The sequence below is a fragment of the Ruegeria sp. genome (assembly GCF_965199275.1).
Taxonomy (GTDB): domain Bacteria; phylum Pseudomonadota; class Alphaproteobacteria; order Rhodobacterales; family Rhodobacteraceae; genus Ruegeria.
Genome location: NZ_CBDAQX010000021.1, coordinates 132,396 through 153,175 on the forward strand (window position 1 = coordinate 132,396; position 20,780 = coordinate 153,175).

Sequence of the window (20,780 nt, forward strand, 5' to 3'; positions counted from 1 at the left end):
ACCTCATGCCGGAGCACTTTCTTCGTCGCGCTGTATATCCATTAGAGCGCCGTTATACTCGGCACCGAGGATCAGGATCGCCGCGCACAGATACAGGAAAATCAACGCCGCCATGGCCCCCGCCAACCCGGCATAGGTGGCGCTGTAGCTGGCGAACTGGCCTATATAGATGGAAAACCCCCACCCTCCTGCCCCCAGCAGAACGAGTGTCAGAACAACGCCGGGCAAGATCTGCGTCACCCGATGGCGACCGGTCGGCAGGATCAGATGCGCCAGCAGGATCGTACCCGCCGGAACCGCAATCGTGAAAGTCCAGCGCAAACGGTCCACCGACAACCAATTCGAGACATCCACATCCGTATGCTCGGACACGAGCTGCGTGTAGACGGGCAAGACAACCTCGACTGCGGCAATGATCAGGATCGCAGCGCCGCCCAGAATGACCAAGCCAATGCACAGCAGCCGCGTTTTCCAGAACGGCCAGCTGTCCTGATCGTGATAGGCCTGATTCATCGCCGCGCGCACCGCGGCCACGCCGTTGGAAGCGAAATAGACCGCCAACAGACCGCCGATGGTGATCACGCCCGAGCTGGAGCTTTGCAACACCGCACGCAGCTCGGAGACGATCGGTTCAGCCACATCCTGTGGCCAAGCGCCGAAAATCAGCTCGATCAATTCGTCATTCACATAGCCTTGAGACAAGGCGCCCGCCAGCGCCACGGTAAACAGAACAAAGGGAAAAAGCGCCATCATCATCGACATGGCGACATGGCTGCTCATGACAAAGCCGTTCTTCTCGCCAAAGCGCCGAACGGCCAGGAAAAACGCCTTTATCAATCGGCTTGATATGGGATTCGCAGCACTGGACATACCGAACTCTACCCTGCGCACCCTACGGGTAGAAGCCACCCAAGCGGAAAATCAATCATATAAATAATTGAGCGCATTGCATAAACTCTTTGCCCTGTGCAGGATCGTATCAAGCACCTTTTGCCAAACTGGTTTGCACATGCCTCTGGACCCGAACACCACCAAGGAAGTCCCCCGCGCCACACTGCCTGTGGTGCGTGATACCTGTATTATCGCAACCCTTTTGGTTTTGGGGCTGTACGCCGGGGCCGCATTCCTGATCCCGCTGACCATGGCCCTTCTGGTAAACGTGCTGATCATCGCGCTGAGCGACCGGATCGCCGCCCTGACACGTGTCCCCGTCTGGCTCGCCAACATCGCGGGCGTCACCGTCGTTTTGGCTGGCCTGTTCATGATCATGTATATCCTCGGCAGCCAGGCCACCCAGTTCGCCCGCACCGTCGGCACCTACGAGGAGCAATTCGACAATGCCGTGAACCGCGTCGCCGGATTGGTCGGCAGCGACGTGACGCGTTTTATCCGGGACAATCTGGTCAGCATCGACATGTCCTATGTCGCCCGCATCCTGCTAGGCAGTGCTACATCCCTGTTGAACCAGTTCTTCCTGATCAGTCTCTATGTCGCGTTTCTGATGGCCGAGCGTCTTGCGTTTCGAAAGAAAATCCAGATGGCCGCCGGAAACCCTCAAACCGGTCGAGAATTCGCGGCCATGCTGGATGCGATCTCGATTAGTCTGCAACGCTATGTCGGGGTCAAAACGCTGATCAGCCTGATCACGGCAGGCATCAGCTACAGCATTTTTCGCTTGCTGGGCCTTGAGTATGCCGAGACATGGGCGGTGCTGACCTTTGCGCTGAATTTCATCCCCTCAATCGGGTCGATTATTGCCGTCATCTTCCCCGCGATGATCGCCCTGGTGCAGTTCGAAAGCATCGCTCCGTTTCTGGTGGTGGTACTGGGCTGCGGCACCATCCAGTTCCTGATCGGTAATTTCCTCGATCCGGCGTTGTTGGGCCGGTCGCTGAACATGTCGACTTTTCTGGTCATCCTCGCCCTGATGTTCTGGACCACCGTATGGGGCCTGATCGGAGCCTTCCTGAGCGTCCCCCTGACCGTTTGTATCCTGATCGTCTTCAGCCATATCCCGGCGCTGAGGCCTGTTGCGATCCTGATGTCTCTGGATGGCAGGCTTGGGGATGCCAGCAACGACGCGGTTTCCCGCTAGTCTCGCCGCCTTACGAAAACAATCAAATATTAGGAAGTCGGAATTCCTGTTGGTCTGCGCGGTGTCGCGCTGATAACTTGTTCTCATTACTTGAAAATCCCGAATCCGGGCCTTTGCAGGAACTAGGCTGCATGGTCTGCCTTTCGGGCCGGAACGGGATATTTTTATGAGCGCACTCAATCAGATCATGGATCTCAGATCCCGCATGGCGCATTCGATCATTGGACAGACCGAGGTGATTGATCGCCTGTTGATCGGTCTTCTGGCCAACGGCAACCTGCTGATCGAAGGGCTGCCGGGTCTGGCAAAAACGCGCGCGGTCAAGGCCATGGCCAAGAACATGGACGCTCAGTTCAGCCGCATTCAGTTTACGCCGGACCTGCTGCCCTCGGACGTGACAGGGACCGAGATTTACCAACAGACGGATAAAGGCAGCGAATTCAAATTCGAACCCGGCCCCATCTTTGCCAACATCGTCCTCGCCGACGAAATCAACCGTGCACCCGCCAAGGTGCAAGCCGCTTTGCTTGAGGCGATGGAGGAACGCCAGGTCACCGTGTCCGGCACCACCCACAAGATGGAGCCGCTGTTCATCGTCATGGCCACCCAAAACCCGATCGAGCAAGAGGGCACCTACCCACTGCCTGAGGCGCAGATGGACCGGTTTCTGATGCATGTGCAGATCACTTACCCTCCGGTCGAGGATGAGGTTGAGGTCATCCGCCTAGTACGTGGCGAGGACATCGCCGTAGGCAATGATGCCCCCAAAGAGCATCCGCCAGCGATCCCGCAAGACGCCATCTTTGACGCGCGATCCGAGATTGGACAGATCCATGTCTCGGATGCGATGGATCGCTATATGGCTGATATCGTGCAGGCCACCCGCACGCCCGAAGCACTCAGCCCCGAACTGGCCAGTTGGATAGAGATCGGTGCCAGCCCCCGCGCCTCGCTTGCGTTGGACAAATGCGGGCGCACGCATGCGTGGATGAACGAACGCGACTATGTTGACCCCGCAGATATCCGCGCCATCGCCTATGACGTGCTGCGCCATCGCGTGACCCTCAGCTTCGAGGCGCAAGGTTCCGGCAAATCCGCCGATGACGTGATCGCCGAGTTGTTGCGTTTGGTTGCATTGCCCTGACCCTTAAGGATACCGGCCGCATGAGCCAGACTGCGCCAAATTCCAAAGACCCGCGCATTCATGTGGATGCTTACCAGCTTGTGCGTCTTGGCCCCCGCGCCCGAGCGCTCAGCCTGTTGCCCCGTCAACCTGCACGGTCGATCCTGAATGGCCGCCATGCCTCGCGCCTGCGCGGGCGTGGCCTGAACTTTGAAGAACTGCGCGGCTATCTGCCCGGGACGACATCCGGACCATCGACTGGAAGGTTACCGCCCGCACCGGAGACCCCCATGTGAGGGTCTATACCGAAGAGCGCGACCGCCCGGCCCTGTTGCTGGTCGATCAGCGTGTTTCGATGTTCTTCGGAACCGTTGCCTACATGAAATCCGTCGTCGCCGCCGAGGCCGCAGCGATCGCAGCGCATCGCGTATTGGGCCAGGGAGACCGTGTAGGCGGCCTCGTCTTCAGCGACACCAACGTGGCCGAACATCGCCCTCAGCGCCGCGCGACCGCCCTGACGCGATTGTTGTCTTCCATAGCGGCAGCCAACTCCGCCCTGCATGCGGGCCTGACGCCGGAACCGACCGTATCATTGAACGATATGCTGACCGAAGCCGCGCGCGTCTGCCAAACTAGCGGCTTGATCTGTCTATTCTCGGACTGCGACGGGCTGGATGACCGGTCGGAAGCCCTGCTCCGTCGTCTTGCGGCGTCGAACGATCTGATTGTGTTCAACGTCGCCGATCCGACATCGCGCAGCTTGGCGCCGGACCTTAAATTGACCGTCTCTGACGGGGACACGCAGATCGAAATCGACAGCTCCGATCCCGAGCTTTCAGCGAAAATCCGCGCCTCCATGGAGGACCGCCTTGAGCAGCTCCACAAATGGTCGCGCCGATACGGGTTCCCTGTGGTTCCTCTGACAACCTCGGAACCGGCGCTGGATCAGTTGCTGCGCTTGTTCGGACATGGCGGAGCACGGCGATGAGCATCGACACCACCTGTAGATCTCTCGTCGACTTGCTGAACATGCTAGAACCCGCGCCCGAGCCTTCGCCTATTTCAATGACGCCTCAGACATGGGGATGGGCTGCTTTGGCAATCCTGCTGTTGATCGTCTTGTTCGCCGCGGTCTCGGTAATTCGCAAACACAGACGCGCCAACGCTTATCGACGGGCTGCTCTGGCAGAGTTGTCGGTGCCGGATATCCCGACAGCAAAGATCGCCGAGGTTCTACGGCGGACGGCTTTGGCCGCATATCCGAGGGACCAGGTCGCAGGTCTGTACGGCGAAGATTGGATCAAGTTTTTGAACCAATCCTCTGATATACTGCCATTAAATCAAACGTTAAGCCATGCGTTGACCGAAGCGCCATATAAAACAACACCCTCGAACGAAGACCTGAGGCAAATGGCCCGGCACTGGGTCAAGTCTCATAAACCGTATCGGAGCGCATGATGTTTTCCTTCGCCGCGCCTTGGGTCTTTCTCTTGCTGCCATTGCCCGCAGCTGTGTATTTCCTCGCCCCACCTCGGCGTGAGAAGACGGCCTCCGTCCGTATTCCCTTTTTTCGCCGTATCGCGCGAGCCGCTGGTGTTGAGCCCAAATCTGGCTCCGTGATCCGAAACCGCGCCAGACTGCAAACAGCCAGTATCATCACTATCTGGGTGCTTCTGGTTCTGGCCCTCGCCAGACCGGAGCGTTTGGGCGAGCCAATTGTGATCGAGAAATCCGCGCGGGATGTTGTTCTTGCCTTGGATATCTCAGGCTCGATGGATCAGCGCGACTTTCAGACTGACTCTGGGGAGCCGATGCAGAGGCTGGATGCAGTCAAAGGCGTTTTGAAACAGTTCATCGCCGAACGCGACGGCGACCGGATGGCGTTGATCATCTTCGGTACACGCGCATTCATTCAGGCACCCTTCACCGAAGACCTCAATACTTTGAATGGGTTCCTGGATCAAACTCAAGTCGGCATGGCCGGTCCAAACACCGCGCTTGGCGATGCGATTGGTCTAGGAATTCGCACATTCGACTCCAGCGAAGTGGATCAGCGCCTGATGATCGTTCTCAGCGATGGGGCCGATACGTCAAGCCGCATGACGCCGGTAAACGCCTCAGCCATTGCTGCCGAGAAAAACGTGGTCATCTACACGATTGGCGTCGGAGACCCGAACGCCTCTGGCGAAGATCGCGTCGACCTGCAGGCCCTGCAAGACATAGCCGACCGGACGGGCGGAGAGTATTTCTTTGCAGACGATACAACAGCTTTGGCGCAGACCTACGCGCGTATTGATGAGTTGAACCCGCGAACCGTTGAAACCCAAAGCTATCGGCCCCGTCAAAGCTTGTCCCATATTCCTTTGCTGCTGGCGCTGATGGCCATTCTGATCAGCACAGCCGGGTTCCATATCTCCCACCGAAAAAAGGGAGTTAGCTGAAAATGGATCTCACGGATTTTCATCTTATTCGAATGTATTACCTCTTGCTCCTCATCCCTATGGCGTTCCTGTGGTGGAGGATCAGACGCAAGCCTACCCGTCAATCCATTCAGACTGCAGGGATCGCACCACATCTTGCTGCCGCCCTGCAATTGGGCGCGGAGGAGACCCGTCGAATTCATCCCATCGACGTTGCCATGATCATCGCCACGCTCATCACTCTCGCGGCGGCGGGGCCGACTTGGTCGCGCGCACCCAACCCGTTGATCGCGGATACCGCGCCGCTGGTGATCGCTCTCAAAGTCACCGAAAGTATGGAGACCACCGATCTTGCGCCTTCGCGCCTTGACCGGGCCAAGTTCAAAATCGCCGACCTGATCACCGAACGCGCCGGAGCACGCACCGCCCTGATCGCCTATGCAGGTACCCCGCACCGCGTTGCGCCTCTGACCGAGGATGCAAACATCCTTCGCCCGCTGCTTGAAGGGCTGACGCCAGCCGTAATGCCCAAACAAGGTGACGCCGCCGCTGATGCGCTGACGCTGGCGCAATCCATTTTGGGCGAAAGCGAGAGCCCGGGCGCAGTTTTGTTTGTTCTGGACGATCTTGATCCGTCTCAGGTTCCTGCTCTAAGCAACTCAACCCATGATCTTTTCTTCCTGACCATGCTGCCCGACGGCGACCGGATTGCGCAGTTGGGAAATGTCCAAGGCGCTTCGACTGTTGCGTTCACGGATGACGACCGGGATATCTCTCGGCTGCAACGCCAAATTCAGTCGGCCTATACCGCAGCGCTGGACGATGACGATCGGCTGGACTGGCAAGACAAGGGTTGGATGCTGGCCTGGCCCGCTGCGCTGCTGTCGCTTTTGTGGTTCCGAAAGGGTTGGGTGATCCGTTGGGCTCTTTTGGCGTTGTTCGTCCTTCCGCCCTCGGGCGCACGCGCCGAAGGTTGGCGGGATTGGTTCCTGACACCGGATCAGCAGGGGCAAATTGCGATGAACCAGAAGCGGTTTGGAGACGCAGCCGAGCTGTTTGATGACCCATATCACAAGGGCTATGCGTATCTCAAAGACGGTCAATATGAACAGGCCTCTGAGATTTTCGCCGGTTTGAATACGGCCGAGGCTGCCTTTGCCGAAGGCATGGCCCGTATCCGAAACCGCGAATACCGCCCGGCAATTGCAGCGTTTGAAACCGCTCTGGAACGTCGCCCGGATTGGCCAGAGGCCCAACATAACCTCGAGGTGTCCAAGGCCATCTTGGACTATGTCGAAACGACACGGGAGCAGTCCGATACGGGCGAAGAAGCTGGCATCGGCGCGGACGATACGGTCTTCGACAACGACGAAGCGCGGGGCAGTGAAACGACGGTCCAAGCGCCACAGGACGGACCGCAAACGCTAAATGCGGAGCAATGGATAAGCACCATTGATACCGACATGCAGGATTTCCTACGCAATCGCTTCCTGTTGGAAAATCAGGAGCGAGCAGAATGAGATACGCGCTCCTCTTCATTCTCCTCTTCCCTGTATCCGTCTTCGCGCAAGGCAACGAAGAAACCGCCCCGCAGATCACTGTGGAGGGTCCGAAGGAGCCCGTCATCGTCGGCCAACCAGCGATTGTTCGGATCAAGGTTCTGGTGCCGACCTTCATGCCGCAACCGCCGGAATTTCCCTCTCTGGAGCAGCAGAACCTTTTGGTGCGCCTGCCCGAACGCGCCTCAGGGCCGGTTAGCGAGACCGTGAACGGCGAGACATGGTCGGGTGTTCAGCGTAGCTATCGAGTGTATCCTCTGATCGCCGGCGACATCACCTTCGATGCGCAGACGGTTGCCGTGACCTATGCCGATCCCGCCACAAACGCCCCTGTTCAAGCCACGGTCGACCTGCCTCCGGTCAAAATCACTGCAGAAATACCGGGTGGCGCGGAAGGCCTCGATCCGTTGATCATCGCAACCGGTTTTACCCTCGAGCAGAAACTCGAAGGCCCAACCGACATGCAAGCCGGTGACGCCATCACGCGCGAATTGACTGCGCGTATCTCTGGCACAACGCCGCTGTTGGTCCCGGTTCTGACACCTCAACAGCAAAGCCCGCTGTTGCGCGCTTATCCCAAAGAACCTCGGATATCAGAATCCGAGGAACGTGGAGTGTTGTCCGGCCAACGTCAGGAAGAGGTCGTTTATATCGCGCAGCAAGAAGGTGAAGCGCAGTTGCCCGAGGTTTCCATCGATTGGTTCAACCTGCAGACCAACCAAGTCGAAACCGCCTCAGTTCCCGCAACAGACCTGACCCTTGCGCCGCCGAAATGGCAGCCGCCCAGTCTGGATGAAGTTCTGAAGATCGTTGCCTTCGCCGCAATCGCCGTTGTCGCAATTGGAGCTGTGTGGCGTTTTCTTTCCCCACGCATCCGCGATTTGAGAGAGGCACGCCGTGGTCGGTATCTGGCGTCGCGGAGATATGCTGAAGACGCTTTGAAGACCGCCGTACAAGCTCATGATTTAAATGCGACTTATACCGCGTTGGAGCTTTGGAGATCACGTGGCGGGAACTCCAAAAATGCAGAAAAGCTGGAGGACTGCCTGACCCGTATCGGTGCTGCTCGTTACTCCGGTCGCGATCAATCGGAAGACTGGAGTTCCGCCTTGCAAAGCCTAACCTCCCTGCGAGACGCGGCAGCGCGCGACAAGGATGCTTTGCCGCCGCTCAACCCCTAGATCAACTCTGGCAATTGGCAATCAGTTTGCTGCGGTCGATCAAGCGCAGGCGCCCATAGCCGAGCTCGACCAGACCCAGATCCACCAGACGATGCAGGTTGCGATGCAAGGTCGGTTGAGAAACCGCAACCATCGCGGCCAGCTCCTCTTGCGATACGATGATCCATCCGTCGGCTTTCGCGGCACCCTCGTCCAGATGCAACAGACGCAAAACGAGGCGTTTCTCGGTGCCCGTTACGGCGAGATTGGCCATGATGCGCAGAGAGGTCTTCATGTTCTCGCGCGTCAAGGCATAGAAATCGCGGATGTATTCCGGGTTGTCTTGGACCAGCCTCTCGACCCGCGAGGTGGGAAAGAACAAGGCCCGGGTTTTTTGGGTCGCCATCACACTGATCAGACGTCGCGCTTCGGCAAACAGCGCCAAATCTCCAACCCAAAATCCGCGCCCATCGCGATGCACGACAAATTCCTGCCCGTCATCGGCCGGGGCGGTGATCTGAACAGCGCCGCTGAGAACCGCGTGAATTCCATTTGCCTCATCGCCGTAAAGATAGAGCGTTTCCCCCGCATCAAAGGTTTTTCGAACGGCGCAGGTCATAAGATCGCTCTGAAATTTGTGGCCGCGCGCGCCAAACCAATCCGACTGGGTCAGCGTTCGGATATCCTCATCAACATCAAACATTAGTATCTTTCAAAGCGATCATATGATAAGTTTTCGATACGTTTCATAGCCTAATCTAGTTCTGTTCGATTCTCGGACCAATAGATAGTTTTTTGTCTGACAATCAACACCTTGCTTGCGGTCTTTTCCTTAAGTCGGCCGCTGCCATTAACGATAAAATTAGGGAATTATATACTTAAGTAACATTTTTATAGTGGACTGTCGCATATTGACGCGATAAAAACGAAAACCGCGCAAGGTATTTTAGCACTCTGCGCTCTCTTTAATCAGGCTTCTTGATACTCATTGGCCGCATGAATGCAGCCCTGATTTCATCCAATGACATTTCAGGCATGTCGATTTCTTCTTCCAACTCAGCCTTGGTCGGTTGATATTTGTTCGATCTGATGTGCAGATCGGCGGGTTCAGGCAGGTCTGCATTGTAACGTTGGTTTGTCATGCGAATTCCTAAATTGAATACATTGGTTTTAGCCGAGAAGTTCTCGCAAGCGGGTTTGGATTGGTTCAATTTTAGCCAGTTCGGTCAACAAAAACTCTACGTTGTCGGGGCCGTCGGCCTGACGCGCCCGCACAATACTGTCGTAATCAATTTCCAACAAATCACAAAACTCCCGACCTGTCATTGCCTCATCGATTGAAATTCTCTTCTTGAATCCTTCCCAGATCGCTTGCTTGTCTTCTTGATTGAAAGCACAAAAGTGTGCCTGGAACCGATATTGAATATGCTGGGCGTTGCGTTGAATGAACCCGTGCATTGACTGCCTCTCTGCGCTAGCTTTTTTTGTGTCGAACACATGACCGTCCTTCAACTCAACTATATGGCAGTTTTGCTCGCCTTTTCGGCGCTTGAAAACCATAAAGTCAGGCTCTGATCCCGAAAAATCCAAGGTCCGACTTCGTTTAATTTCACGTTTTCGGGCAAGCAACACGCCCTCAGGCATGATTTCTTGTTCCAAAAAGGTGTCCAGATTAGGGATGTTGGGAACAGCTTCCACGATCATCGATTCCAGTTCTGACCCCGATGAGATTACAGCTGACTGTATCTTGCTGGCCAATTCACCTAACGCTTCATTCCCAAACAACCGGGCGTAAGAACCAGATGTGTTCTTTGGTTTGGCATCCCGTAATCGTGCCATAATCTAACCGTTCAAGTCGCAACCAAGGAAGGTGCGGCCATGGTTTCGTGCCGCTTGCAGAACCGAAAACGACCCGGCAGCCGGATCAATTACAAAATCGCCTTCGTGGCTCACGGCGGCCATGAGTTGACCTTGTATGTCTATTGGTTTGGAATGTGGGTGATCCCGCTGGGATACTTGTTCTTGAATTACATCTGGAATGTTATGTATTTTCCACACGCCTTTTGCCTTACGCGGCTGTTTCTGTAGTACTATGCAGTATTCTCCTCTGCGCCGAGTGCGATAGCCCATACCAAATGTACCCTTGTTCCACGTTAAAAGATCCACAATGTCCAGCCTCGTTCCGTCCAGCCACGGGTGAATACCTTGGCAAAGGTGAAACTTATCCACCCATAAAAAGAGATGGCCTGATGGGATAAGCGTACGATCTATTCCGCGAATAAAATTGGCGATGGCCTCCTCCGGCATTTGCTGTAGGGCGCTGCGGCGTTTTCCACGAACTTTGCCTTCGTTCCCATATGCCAGCTTTTCAAGCACGCCACGGTATTGGGGATCGAAGAATGCGACTGGAACTGCGTCCGCAGGTATAGCGGAAAGGAACTCAAGACCGTCCATCTTAAGGCGCGTGTTGGGCTTAAGGACATCGGGAAGCACCAGCTTTGGCACGGTCACCGTGCGCGTGTTGGAAAATACCCCGGCAGTACTTTGCGAAGTTCCGACGCTCATGACCGCGCTCCGCTATTCAATCCGTTATCCTCGATTAGCTTCTTGTAAGGCAGGTTCTTTCCAGCCATCCCATGCACAACGCCGCCCATTTGGTCGATTGTATCCTTTGGCCTGTTGTTGTGACGGTGCTGAAACTCGTCCACATAGCGTTGCAGATGCTTGGGCGACATCTTGTGATAGACGCCATTATAACCCCGCTTCATAGGAGCCCAAAAGCTTTCCAGCCCGTTGGTGTGCGCCTGATCGCGGACATATTCACCCACTGAGTGCTTTACCACCTCATGCGGCCTGTCAATGCCCTTGTAGGCACTAGCCTCATCGGTATAGAGTGTTGCTCCTTCGACGGCATGCTCGTTCACAAACCCCTGCAAGGTCTCTTTGTCTGTGCTCTCTACCACTTTGGCAACAACCTGACCCGTTTCGCGATCCCTGATACCAGCAACAGCAGCCTTGCCAACAGCGCCACGTCCAGCCTTGAGTTTCTTCTTCGCGTGTTTGTTGCCTTCCTTGCCGCCTATGTAGGTTTCATCTGCTTCGACTGGGCCATTAAACCAAGGCATGTTTGCCTCCATTGCAGCCCGAAGACGATGCAGCATGAACCACGCGGACTTCTGCGTAACACCAAGCTCACGGTGCAACTTCATCGAAGATACGCCCTTAAGGTTAGTTGTGAACAAGTAAATACCAATGGCCCATGTGCGATATGGTAGCCGGGTATTCTCAAGGATCGTGCCGACCCGAACCGTAAACATGGGTTTTTTGGAGCACTCACGACACCTGTGCGTCATGCTTGGATGCCTGATGCCTGACTGCACGTTGAAAGAACCGCAATGCGGGCAAAACGGACCATCTGGCCAATGTAGTTCCTCAATCCACTTACGCGACTTTTCTTCATTACCGAACATTGCAGCAACCTGTAGGAAGGTCAGGCCCTTGCGGTTTGATTTTCCCGGTGCTTTTGTCATTTTTACACTCCTGAATGTTATTAAAATGTAACAAATGCGTCGGAGTCCGTCAATCATAAATGTTACTTAAGTATATAATTCCCTAAAATTACCGGGCCATTAATTCCCGTTTACTGAGGAGTACTACATGTCACCTCCACGAATGATTGCTAACAATTGGCGCAGTGCAGTGCGCAGGGTCGCTGTTGCCACCGTAGCCGTTGCCCTTGCCCTGCCGGCTTGGGCGCAGGATCAAAAGCCCAATATTCTTGTGATATGGGGCGATGACATTGGTCAGTCGAATATCTCGGCCTACACGATGGGCCTAATGGGATATCAGACACCCAATATCGACCGCGTCGCCAAAGAAGGCATGATCTTCACCGACTACTACGGTGAGCAGTCCTGTACTGCGGGCCGGTCCTCCTACATCATGGGTCAGTCCGTGTTCCGGACCGGTCTGTCCAAGGTTGGCCTTCCCGGTGCTGATCTGGGAATGCAGGTCGAGGATCCGACCATTCCTGGCCTGCTGAAAGACCACGGCTATGTGACGGGTCAGTTCGGTAAGAACCATCTGGGTGACAAAGATGAACACCTGCCAACAAACCATGGATTTGATGAGTTTTTTGGCAATCTTTACCACCTGAATGCCGAAGAAGAGCCGGAAAACGAAGACTATCCCGGTGATCGCGTATTGGCCGATGGCCGCACCTTCCGCGAGGCGTATGGCCCACGTGGCGTGATCAAATCCAAATCAGATGGTACGATCGAGGACACCGGTCCTCTGACCCGCAAGCGCATGGAAACCGTAGATGATGAGACCGTGGCCGCCGCCATCGATTTCATCACCCGAGCGCATGAGCAGGGTCAGCCCTTCTATGTCTGGTGGAACGGGACCCGGATGCACTTCCGGACCCACGTCAAGGACGAGATGCGCACCAAGGCTAACGAAATATCGGGTCGTGTTGCCGATGAGTACACCGCAGGCATGATCGAACATGACATGCATGTCGGTCAACTGCTGGACTTGCTGGACGAACTTGGCATCGCCGACAACACGATCGTTCACTACTCCACCGACAACGGTCCTCACATGAACACGTGGCCAGATGCCGCCGCAACGCCATTCTGGGGTGAGAAGAATACCAACTGGGAAGGCGGATGGCGTGTGCCCTCGATGGTGCGCTGGCCGGGCCAGATTGAGGCCGGTTCTGTCACCAACGAGATCGTTCACCATATGGACTGGCTGCCCACCTACCTTGCAGTTGCCGGCGATCCGGACATAAAGGAAAAGCTGAAAGCGGGCTATAGCTCGTCTGGTATGGGCCGTGACTACAAGGTGCATCTGGATGGCTACAATATCCTGCCCTTGCTGACCGGTGAGTCCACCGAAAGCCCCCGGAAAGAGATCTTCTACTTCTCGGATGATGGCGACCTGACGGCGCTTCGTTTTGAGGACTGGAAGCTGATCTTCCTGGAGCAGAAAGCATGGGCAACCCTGCGCGCCTGGATCGAACCCTGGACCGAGCTGCGCATTCCGTTGATCATCAACCTGCGCCGCGACCCTTATGAGCGCGCATACCGGACCTCGAACACATACTATGACTGGCTGTTGGATCGGGCCTATTTCCTGGTTCCCGCCCAGCAGTATGTCGGTACGTTCCTGAGCACGTTTGAGGAATTCCCACCGCGCCAGAAAGCGGCAAGCTTCAACCTGGACCAGGTTATGGAGAAGCTGACAACGCCGACCAACAACTAAAACTGGCGTTCAAATATACCGGGCCGCCCGTCATGGGGCGGCCCTTTTCCATTCCAAAACCACCGAGAATTTCATGAAACACGCTGTTCTAGGCGCCCTTTTGTCCGTCGCCCCTTTTTCATTGTTGGCGGACCCTCTGCCCAGTTGGACGCAAAGTGAATCGAAGGCGGCGATTGTAGAGTTTGTCGAGGCCGTGACCGACCCTGACGGCCCGGATTATGTCACCCCTGCGGACCGGGTCGCGGTCTTTGACAATGACGGCACGCTTTGGGCAGAACAGCCTGTCTATTTCCAGTTCATCTTTGCTATGGATCGGCTGGCCGAGTTGGCTGAGCAGGACCCAGGCATCCTGGCCACTCCGACCTTGAAAGCTGCCGCAGAGGGTGATCTTGCTACCATCCTAGAAGGCGGTCACGACGCGTTGATCGAGGTCGTCAACGCCTCGCATTCCGGCGTCAGCGTCGAGGCGTTTCAGGCCGCGGTAGCCGATTGGCTGGACAATACGCAGCACCCCGATACCGGTTTACCCTTTGATCAGATGACCTACCAACCAATGGTCGAGTTGTTGCGCTATCTGCGTGATGAGGGGTTCACGACGTACATTGTCTCGGGCGGCGGTCTTCATTTCATGCGGGTGTTTGCCGAACAGGCCTATGGTATCCCGCCTGAACAGGTTCTGGGCACCTATGGCACCACCAGCTATGCGCAGGTCGATGGCGTTCCGACCATCGTCAAAGAACCGGGTATCGCCTTTATCGACGACAAAGAGGGCAAGCCGATCAACATCGAACGCACGCTTGGCAAACGCCCCATTCTGGCCGGAGGGAACTCGGACGGTGATTTCGCCATGATGGAGTGGACCACGGCGGGCGATGGCCCGCGTCTCGGGGTCCTTGTCCACCACACGGATGCCGAACGGGAATGGGCCTATGACCGCGAAAGCCCGATTGGTCGCTTGGCTGACGGGCTGGATAAAGGCCCCGACATGGGCTGGGTCATTGTGGATATGGCGCAGGACTGGTCTCGCATCTACACTGGCGCTAACTAACCTGCGCCGGAGGCCCTAAGCCCATGTGGACATTGCTTGTTTCTGCCCTCGTTTTTTGTCTCTACGTGACAGCAGGCGTGTTCTCGCTACGCGCGGCACAAACTGCGCGCACCCCTCAGGGGGCAGTGGGCTGGGTGGTCTTCCTGATCTCGGCCCCCTTCTTTGCGGTACCGATGTATTTGTTTCTCGGCCACCACCGCTTTCGCGGCTACCGCATCGCGCGGCAGGAAAGCGAGCGCGTCGTCGAAGGCATCAAGACCTTTGCCGACTATTCGAAACCCGATCCCTCGACTATGACACTCAACCCACGTCCGTTTGAGGTTCTGGCTCACCTGCCCGTCTCACGTGGGAACGGGGCTGAGTTGCTGGTCGATGGGCAGGCCACGTTTGATGCGATTTTCAAGGCCATTGACGCCGCTAAAAACTACATCCTGATTCAGTTCTACATCGTCCGGGATGATACGCTTGGGCAAGAGCTGCAGAAAAAGCTGATCGCCGCGGCCAAGCGCGGGGTACACGTTCGGTTCATGACGGATGCCGTCGGCAGCTACGGCCTTCCTCCCACATATCTCGAAACGATGCGCGAGGCTGGGATAGATGTAGCCGACCCCAAAGAACAACGTGGCCCGAACTTCCGGTTTCAGCTGAACTATCGCAATCACCGCAAAACGGTAATCATTGATGGCGAATCCGGATTCATTGGCGGCCACAATGTAGGGGTCGAGTATCTGGGCCAAAGCGACAAATTTGGCCATTGGCGTGACACACACCTGAAGATGACCGGCCATATCGTGCGGCAGCTACAGCTGATTTTCTGCGAAGACTGGCACTGGGCGCGCGATGAGGATCTGATTGACCACCTTGATTGGGCAGGAAGCGAGGCCGAGCAGGACATGAACGCCCTATTGGTGGCAACCGGGCCGGGAGATGACACCGAAACCGGTGCCATGCTGTTCTTTGCTGCGATCGCAGAGGCCAAGGAAAGGCTGTGGATCGCCTCGCCCTATTTCGTGCCGGATATCGACATAATGACCGCCTTGCAGCACGCGGCCATGCGCGGCGTAGACGTCCGTATTCTGTTACCAGACGTAATCGACCACCGCCTGCCCTGGCTGGCTGCCTTCGCCTATTTCGATGAGATCCGAGACTGTGGCGTGCGCGTGTTCCGCTACACTGACGGCTTCATGCATCAAAAGGCGTTTGTGGTCGACGATGCCCTGGCTGCGGTTGGAACGACAAATCTGGACAACCGCTCATTCCGGCTGAATTTTGAGGCGATGGCGCTGTTCTTCGACCCACGCGCGGCGGAAGCCGTCAGTGAGATGCTCTCAGCCGATTTCGAGAACTGCTACGAGCTAACGCGATCCATGCCCCAGCAACCAGCCCATATCCGTTTTGGTGCCCCTCTGGCGCGGCTCTTTGCCCCTATTCTTTAAGAGAAAATTCGGTCCTGAAATACCCGCGTCATCATGGCAACCATGTAAGCGGTCGACAGGCCAAAGGCCAATAGCCCCGCCACGGAAGCGAAAGACCCGAAAATCCGAAGTGCCTCACCCAGAACAATGTCGCCGTAGCCCAGGGTCGTGAAGGTCACCAAGGAAAAGTAAATCGCGGTGTTCCAATCCGGCAGAACGTCGAGCAACACCCAGACGATCGCCCAAATCCAAACCTGAATGGTGTGGATCGCGACAATGAAAACGAGAGCCACCGCAATCGGCATCGCCGTGCCCATAAAAACGCCTCTCTTTTCCAGATTGGTTTCCATCTTCATGATAACCACGGTACACCATGTCAAAAGCAGGATTTCGACCAGAAAACAAAGGCCCAGAAACGTGCTTCCCCAGACAATCTGATGTAGCAAGGTCATGTTTTTACGTCCTGAATCAAGCTGCGGTAAGGTCGTCTCAGCATGACCTTTGCGGCCCGCAAGCACAAGGGCACAGGCCGATGTCAGGTATCAAGACCCAGTCGGCACTGGACAGCGGGTCAAACAGTTGCACATCTAGGACGAAAAGCGAGGCGGATCATGCTGTTGTCGATTGAACATGTTCACAAGACCTATCCCGGTGGACGGCCTGTGCTGCAGGATGTTTCGCTGTCGCTGGACCACGGCCAAACCTTGGCGCTAACCGGTGAAAGCGGCAGTGGCAAATCCACCCTGCTGAACCTTTCGGCTGCGCTGGATCATTTTGATGCCGGAGAGATCACGCTGGACGGTATTGCTCTGTCACATCTGGATGATGCCGGGCGCGCCGGGCTACGACGGAAACACGTCTCGCTGGTATTTCAGCAGTTCAACCTGATCCCATCGCTGACGGTCGCCCAGAACCTGTCCTTCCACGCGCGGTTGGCTGAGTGCCACGACCCCGAATGGGAGGTTCATCTAGCTGATCGCCTCGGCCTAAGTGATCTTCTGTCCCGCTTCCCTGAGCGACTGTCCGGCGGTCAACAACAACGCGTCGCCATAGGGCGCGCGATGGCCGTCAGACCCAACTTACTGCTCGCGGATGAGCCAACGGGAAATCTGGATGAAACCGCCAGTGCGGCCGTTCTGGATCTGATGCTGTCCCTCGTGACTGAGTCAGGTGCCGCGCTGCTATTGGTGACGCATTCGCAAGATATCGCAGGCCAACTGGATCGCAGAGTTCATCTGGCAGGCGGGCGTATTCAATGACGGCTGCCATAATACAGGCGCTGTTATCTCATTGGCGAAGCCATTGGTTGCAGCTTGCAACGCTTCTAATTGGGATCGCGTTGGCAACCGGGCTTTGGTCGGCGGTTCAGGCGATCAATGCTGAGGCCCGCGCCAGCTACGCCCGTGCCAATGCGCAGCTTGCCCTCGGCCAGTTTGATGAGCTGCGCGATCCTTCGGGCGGGATCCCTTTGGCCCGCTATGCCGACCTGCGCCGCGCCGGTTGGCAGGTCGCAGCGGTGCTCGAGGGGCCCTATCGCATCCACGGCCGAACGCTGCGCGTGTTAGGCGTCGACATGGTCGCCTATCCGGCCCTCCCTGCGATCACCGAGGCTGAGGCCGAAACGGATCCCGCTGATATCCTTACGGCGCCAGGTCGCTTGCTGGCCTCGGCTGAGTTGGCCACCCTATTGCAGACACAAGACGATCTGCCGCAGGTCCTGATCACAACCGAACTTCCACCCGATGTCATACTGACCGACATTGGAGTTGCCGAAACCTTGCTCGAGGCGCCCGGTCAGATCTCTCGCCTTGTCGTTCTACCGAACCAACCTCGCTCGGTCCCTCCACTGTCCGAAATCGCGCCAGAGTTGGAGCGGGTCAGCCCCGCCTCACAAGTCGATACCGCGCAGCTGACCGACAGTTTCCACCTGAACCTGACCGCGTTTGGAATGCTGTCCTTTGCCGTGGGGCTGTTCATCGTGAACGGCACGGTTGGTCTGGCCTTTGCACAGCGTCGCGGCATGATCCGAACGTTGCGGGCGCTTGGTGTCTCGATGCGGCGGCTGGTCTGGTTGATCCTGGCTGAGCTGACCCTGCTGGCCCTGATCGGAGGCATCATCGGCTTGATCCTAGGCTTCTTCCTCGCCGGAGCGCTTTTACCAGATGTGGCCGCCACATTGCGCGGCCTCTACGGCGCACCTGTGACCGGGCAATTGACCCTCCAACCCGCATGGGCGTTGGCCGGATTAGGAATGGCGCTCGGAGGCACTCTGATCGCGAGCGCACAAGCCCTTTGGCGCCTGTCACGAATGCCGTTATTGGCTGGCCCGGGCGTGCAGGCCTGGCGCGGAAGCGGGCAAGGCCAACGGCTAGCGGCCTACTGCGGCTTGGCGCTGCTTGTCTTCGGGGGCCTCGCTTACACCACGGTCGGAGGCCTCCTCGGCGGTTTCGCACTATTGGCGGGCCTGTTGACGGGGGCGGCCTTGCTGTTGCCGATTAGCCTGTCTGTAGCGCTAAACCTCTGCGCCCGTCGCGCCCACGGCCCGGTGGCGCAATGGGTCTGGGCAGACATGCGCGCGCAACTGCCCGGTCTGTCGCTCGCATTGATGGCCCTACTGCTGGCCCTCGCGGCGAATATCGGCGTGGGAACGATGGTCTCCAGCTTCCGCCTCACCTTTGTCGGCTGGCTGGATCAACGACTAACCTCCGAGCTTTACCTGACCGCCGAAAGCGACCAACAAGGGCGTGAGATCACCCAGTGGCTAGAGCCGCAAGTCACAGCTACCCTCCCCATCCGCAACGTGGAACTGGCGCATGAAACCGGGCCGTTGTTCCTGTATGGCGTGGTCGACGACCCGACCTACCGCCAGTATTGGCCATTGATCGCGCGCACAGATGATAGTTGGGATCGGGTCATGTCGGGTGATGCGGTTTTGATAAACGAACAGCTTGCACGACGCGCCGACCTTTGGCCCGGTGACGTACTACGCCTTGGTCCGAACCACCAACTGCCAGTCGCAGGGGTTTACTCGGACTATGGCAACCCGACCGGGCAAGCGATTGTTTCGATGGCGCAACTGGACCAAATCGCACCGGGGCAAGAGGCGCGCCGGTTCGGCATTCGGCTCGACCCAAACCGCGCGACCGAGTTGGCGCAAACCCTGCGCGAGCGGTTCGATCTTGCGCCTCAGGCCGTCGTTCAACAGGCCGCGATGAAAGCCCAATCGCGCGCGATTTTTGAAAAGACCTTTGTAGTTACCTCGGCCCTCAATGTCCTAACGCTTGGAGTTGCCGGGTTTGCCATCCTCACCAGCCTCCTGACACTTTGGACGCAGCGTCTGCCCCAGATCGCCCCGGTTTGGGCGCTTGGACTAGACCGCGCGCAGTTGGCGCGGCTGGAGCTATCGCGCAGCGCCATTCTGGCCGCGATGACGGCTTGCCTTGCGCTGCCACTCGGTCTGATCCTCGCCTGGGTGCTGCTGGCCGTAATCAATGTCGAGGCCTTCGGTTGGCGGCTGCCCATGTATGTCTTCCCATGGGACTGGCTTGTTCTCTTCCTGCTGACCCTCGTTGCCGCGCTGGCCGCGGCCGCCCTGCCCGCCCTGCGTCTGCTGCGTCTGCCACCCGCTGACTTGCTGAGAGTATTTGCCAATGAACGCTAAGGCCTTTTTGATTGCGGTGCTGCTTCTCTTCCCCTTTGGCGCATTGGCTCAGGGGTATGCAGGGCTTGGCGGTTCCGCCGAAGGATTCGAAGTCCCTCAGCGCGGCTACACGTTCGAATTCCCCGCAGATCACGGCCCTCATCCCGCGTATCGGATCGAATGGTGGTATTTGACGGCCAACCTGAAGGGCGATGACGGGAAAGACTATGGCATTCAATGGACCTTGTTCCGATCAGCCCTGAAACCCTTTGAAACCGAAGGCTGGCAGAGCCCTCAGATCTGGATGGGCCATGCGGCCGTCACCACGCCTGAACGCCACTTCTTTGCGGAACGCCTGTCACGCGGCGGCGTGGGACAGGCGGGTGTCACCGCCCAACCATTTGCGGCGTGGATCGACGAATGGAGGATGAGTGGCCCGGACTTCGATACTCTATCCCTTACGGCCCATGGCGCCGACTTTGGCTATGACCTTGCGCTGAACGCTCAAGGGCCGTTGGTTTTTCATGGGGATGCTGGTTATTCCGTAAAATCCGCCGACGGACAGGCAAGCTATTACTATTCGCAACCGTTCTACACCGTCGAGGGCACATTGCACCTGCCGGACCGGGACGTCACGGTCACCGGTCAGGCATGGTTGGATCGTGAGTGGTCCTCGCAACCACTGGCCGAGGATCAGAGCGGTTGGGATTGGTTCTCGCTCAGCTTTGATACCGGCGAGAAGCTGATGGGTTTTCGCCTGCGTGGCGATCGTCAGGACTTTACGCCCGCCACATGGATCAATGCGGATGGCACCACGCGGGCGTTGCCTGACGGGTCGGCCTCGTTCAAGCCGCTTGAAACCGCGCCGGTTGCCGGGCGCGACGTGCCTATACGCTGGAACGTTGCACTGCCGGACTATGACCTGAATGTTGAGGTCGAGGCATTGATCCCCGATGCCTGGATGGGAACGCGATTTGAGTACTGGGAAGGTCCGGTCACCGTCTCAGGCAGCCACGCCGGGCGCGGTTATCTGGAGATGACCGGATACTGAT

21 protein-coding genes are annotated in these 20,780 nt (G+C 57.1%); 14 read left to right on the top strand and 7 right to left on the bottom strand.

The genetic code is table 11. From position 1 onward, the window contains the following. Positions 1–3: 3 nt before the first annotated feature. Positions 4–870: a YihY/virulence factor BrkB family protein gene (locus ACOERD_RS15385; RefSeq protein WP_170638743.1), complete on the bottom strand. Its 867-nt coding sequence runs from the start codon at positions 868–870 to the stop codon at positions 4–6. Between the two features lie 139 nt (positions 871–1,009). On the opposite strand from ACOERD_RS15385, the gene ACOERD_RS15390 reads away from it, so the two are divergent. From ACOERD_RS15390 to ACOERD_RS15425, 8 genes are all read left to right on the top strand, one after another. Further along, positions 1,010–2,095 (top strand): AI-2E family transporter, encoded by a 1,086-nt coding sequence (locus ACOERD_RS15390; RefSeq protein ID WP_419739616.1) that lies wholly within the window; start codon positions 1,010–1,012, stop codon positions 2,093–2,095. Between the two features lie 166 nt (positions 2,096–2,261). Then, positions 2,262–3,239 (top strand): AAA family ATPase, encoded by a 978-nt coding sequence (locus ACOERD_RS15395; RefSeq protein WP_419739617.1) that lies wholly within the window; start codon positions 2,262–2,264, stop codon positions 3,237–3,239. 20 nt (positions 3,240–3,259) lie between these two features. Continuing rightward, the gene (locus ACOERD_RS15400) at positions 3,260–3,514 is read left to right on the top strand and encodes a hypothetical protein (RefSeq protein WP_419739618.1); all 255 of its coding nucleotides are present in this window, start codon (positions 3,260–3,262) and stop codon (positions 3,512–3,514) included. Beyond that, positions 3,511–4,206 (top strand): DUF58 domain-containing protein, encoded by a 696-nt coding sequence (locus ACOERD_RS15405; RefSeq protein ID WP_419739619.1) that lies wholly within the window; start codon positions 3,511–3,513, stop codon positions 4,204–4,206. The genes ACOERD_RS15400 and ACOERD_RS15405 overlap by 4 nt, the downstream gene beginning before the upstream one ends. After that, positions 4,203–4,676, top strand: a complete 474-nt coding sequence (locus ACOERD_RS15410) for a DUF4381 domain-containing protein (RefSeq protein ID WP_419739620.1) — start codon at positions 4,203–4,205, stop codon at positions 4,674–4,676. Before ACOERD_RS15405 ends, ACOERD_RS15410 begins: the two co-directional genes overlap by 4 nt. Further along, positions 4,673–5,659: a vWA domain-containing protein gene (locus ACOERD_RS15415; RefSeq protein WP_419739621.1), complete on the top strand. Its 987-nt coding sequence runs from the start codon at positions 4,673–4,675 to the stop codon at positions 5,657–5,659. The genes ACOERD_RS15410 and ACOERD_RS15415 overlap by 4 nt, the downstream gene beginning before the upstream one ends. Before the next feature lie 197 nt (positions 5,660–5,856). After that, on the top strand, positions 5,857–7,158 hold the full coding sequence (locus tag ACOERD_RS15420; protein ID WP_419739622.1) for a VWA domain-containing protein: 1,302 nt from the start codon (positions 5,857–5,859) through the stop codon (positions 7,156–7,158). Between the two features lie 80 nt (positions 7,159–7,238). Continuing rightward, on the top strand, positions 7,239–8,378 hold the full coding sequence (locus tag ACOERD_RS15425; RefSeq protein ID WP_419739623.1) for a hypothetical protein: 1,140 nt from the start codon (positions 7,239–7,241) through the stop codon (positions 8,376–8,378). A gap of 1 nt (position 8,379) precedes the next feature. On the opposite strand, the gene ACOERD_RS15430 is transcribed toward ACOERD_RS15425, so the two are convergent. The 5 genes from ACOERD_RS15430 to ACOERD_RS15450 form a co-directional block, all read right to left on the bottom strand. Continuing rightward, positions 8,380–9,060 (bottom strand): Crp/Fnr family transcriptional regulator, encoded by a 681-nt coding sequence (locus tag ACOERD_RS15430; RefSeq protein WP_170373655.1) that lies wholly within the window; start codon positions 9,058–9,060, stop codon positions 8,380–8,382. Between the two features lie 262 nt (positions 9,061–9,322). Further along, positions 9,323–9,499: a hypothetical protein gene (locus tag ACOERD_RS15435; protein WP_419737675.1), complete on the bottom strand. Its 177-nt coding sequence runs from the start codon at positions 9,497–9,499 to the stop codon at positions 9,323–9,325. A 28-nt stretch (positions 9,500–9,527) separates the two neighbouring features. Then, positions 9,528–10,196, bottom strand: coding sequence for a hypothetical protein (locus ACOERD_RS15440; RefSeq protein ID WP_419737676.1), 669 nt, complete (start codon positions 10,194–10,196; stop codon positions 9,528–9,530). Between the two features lie 3 nt (positions 10,197–10,199). After that, entirely contained in the window at positions 10,200–10,922 is a 723-nt protein-coding gene (locus ACOERD_RS15445; protein WP_419737677.1) for a DNA methyltransferase, read from the bottom strand. After that, positions 10,919–11,887: an IS1595 family transposase gene (locus ACOERD_RS15450; RefSeq protein ID WP_419737678.1), complete on the bottom strand. Its 969-nt coding sequence runs from the start codon at positions 11,885–11,887 to the stop codon at positions 10,919–10,921. Before ACOERD_RS15450 ends, ACOERD_RS15445 begins: the two co-directional genes overlap by 4 nt. A 127-nt stretch (positions 11,888–12,014) precedes the next feature. On the opposite strand from ACOERD_RS15450, the gene ACOERD_RS15455 reads away from it, so the two are divergent. The 3 genes from ACOERD_RS15455 to cls all read left to right on the top strand — a co-directional run bounded on the left by ACOERD_RS15455 (position 12,015) and on the right by cls (position 16,109). Further along, complete coding sequence (locus ACOERD_RS15455) at positions 12,015–13,625, top strand: arylsulfatase (protein WP_247748279.1); 1,611 nt, start codon at positions 12,015–12,017, stop codon at positions 13,623–13,625. A 73-nt stretch (positions 13,626–13,698) separates the two neighbouring features. Continuing rightward, the gene (locus tag ACOERD_RS15460) at positions 13,699–14,673 is read left to right on the top strand and encodes an HAD family hydrolase (RefSeq protein WP_419739624.1); all 975 of its coding nucleotides are present in this window, start codon (positions 13,699–13,701) and stop codon (positions 14,671–14,673) included. A 23-nt stretch (positions 14,674–14,696) separates the two neighbouring features. Then, on the top strand, positions 14,697–16,109 hold the full coding sequence (gene cls, locus ACOERD_RS15465; RefSeq protein WP_419739625.1) for a cardiolipin synthase: 1,413 nt from the start codon (positions 14,697–14,699) through the stop codon (positions 16,107–16,109). Here cls and ACOERD_RS15470 read toward each other — a convergent pair. Next, on the bottom strand, positions 16,106–16,444 hold the full coding sequence (locus tag ACOERD_RS15470; protein ID WP_419739626.1) for an ion channel: 339 nt from the start codon (positions 16,442–16,444) through the stop codon (positions 16,106–16,108). The genes cls and ACOERD_RS15470 overlap by 4 nt on opposite strands. Positions 16,445–16,699: 255 nt before the next feature. Between ACOERD_RS15470 and ACOERD_RS15475 the strand changes: the two genes are divergently transcribed. Genes ACOERD_RS15475 through ACOERD_RS15485 form a run of 3 tightly spaced genes read left to right on the top strand, consistent with a single transcriptional unit; the run spans position 16,700 to position 20,779 of the window. Then, positions 16,700–17,347: an ABC transporter ATP-binding protein gene (locus ACOERD_RS15475; protein ID WP_419739627.1), complete on the top strand. Its 648-nt coding sequence runs from the start codon at positions 16,700–16,702 to the stop codon at positions 17,345–17,347. Then, on the top strand, positions 17,344–19,749 hold the full coding sequence (locus ACOERD_RS15480; RefSeq protein WP_419739628.1) for an FtsX-like permease family protein: 2,406 nt from the start codon (positions 17,344–17,346) through the stop codon (positions 19,747–19,749). The genes ACOERD_RS15475 and ACOERD_RS15480 overlap by 4 nt, the downstream gene beginning before the upstream one ends. Next, complete coding sequence (locus ACOERD_RS15485; protein ID WP_419739629.1) at positions 19,739–20,779, top strand: lipocalin-like domain-containing protein; 1,041 nt, start codon at positions 19,739–19,741, stop codon at positions 20,777–20,779. The genes ACOERD_RS15480 and ACOERD_RS15485 overlap by 11 nt, the downstream gene beginning before the upstream one ends. Position 20,780: the final 1 nt, after the last annotated feature.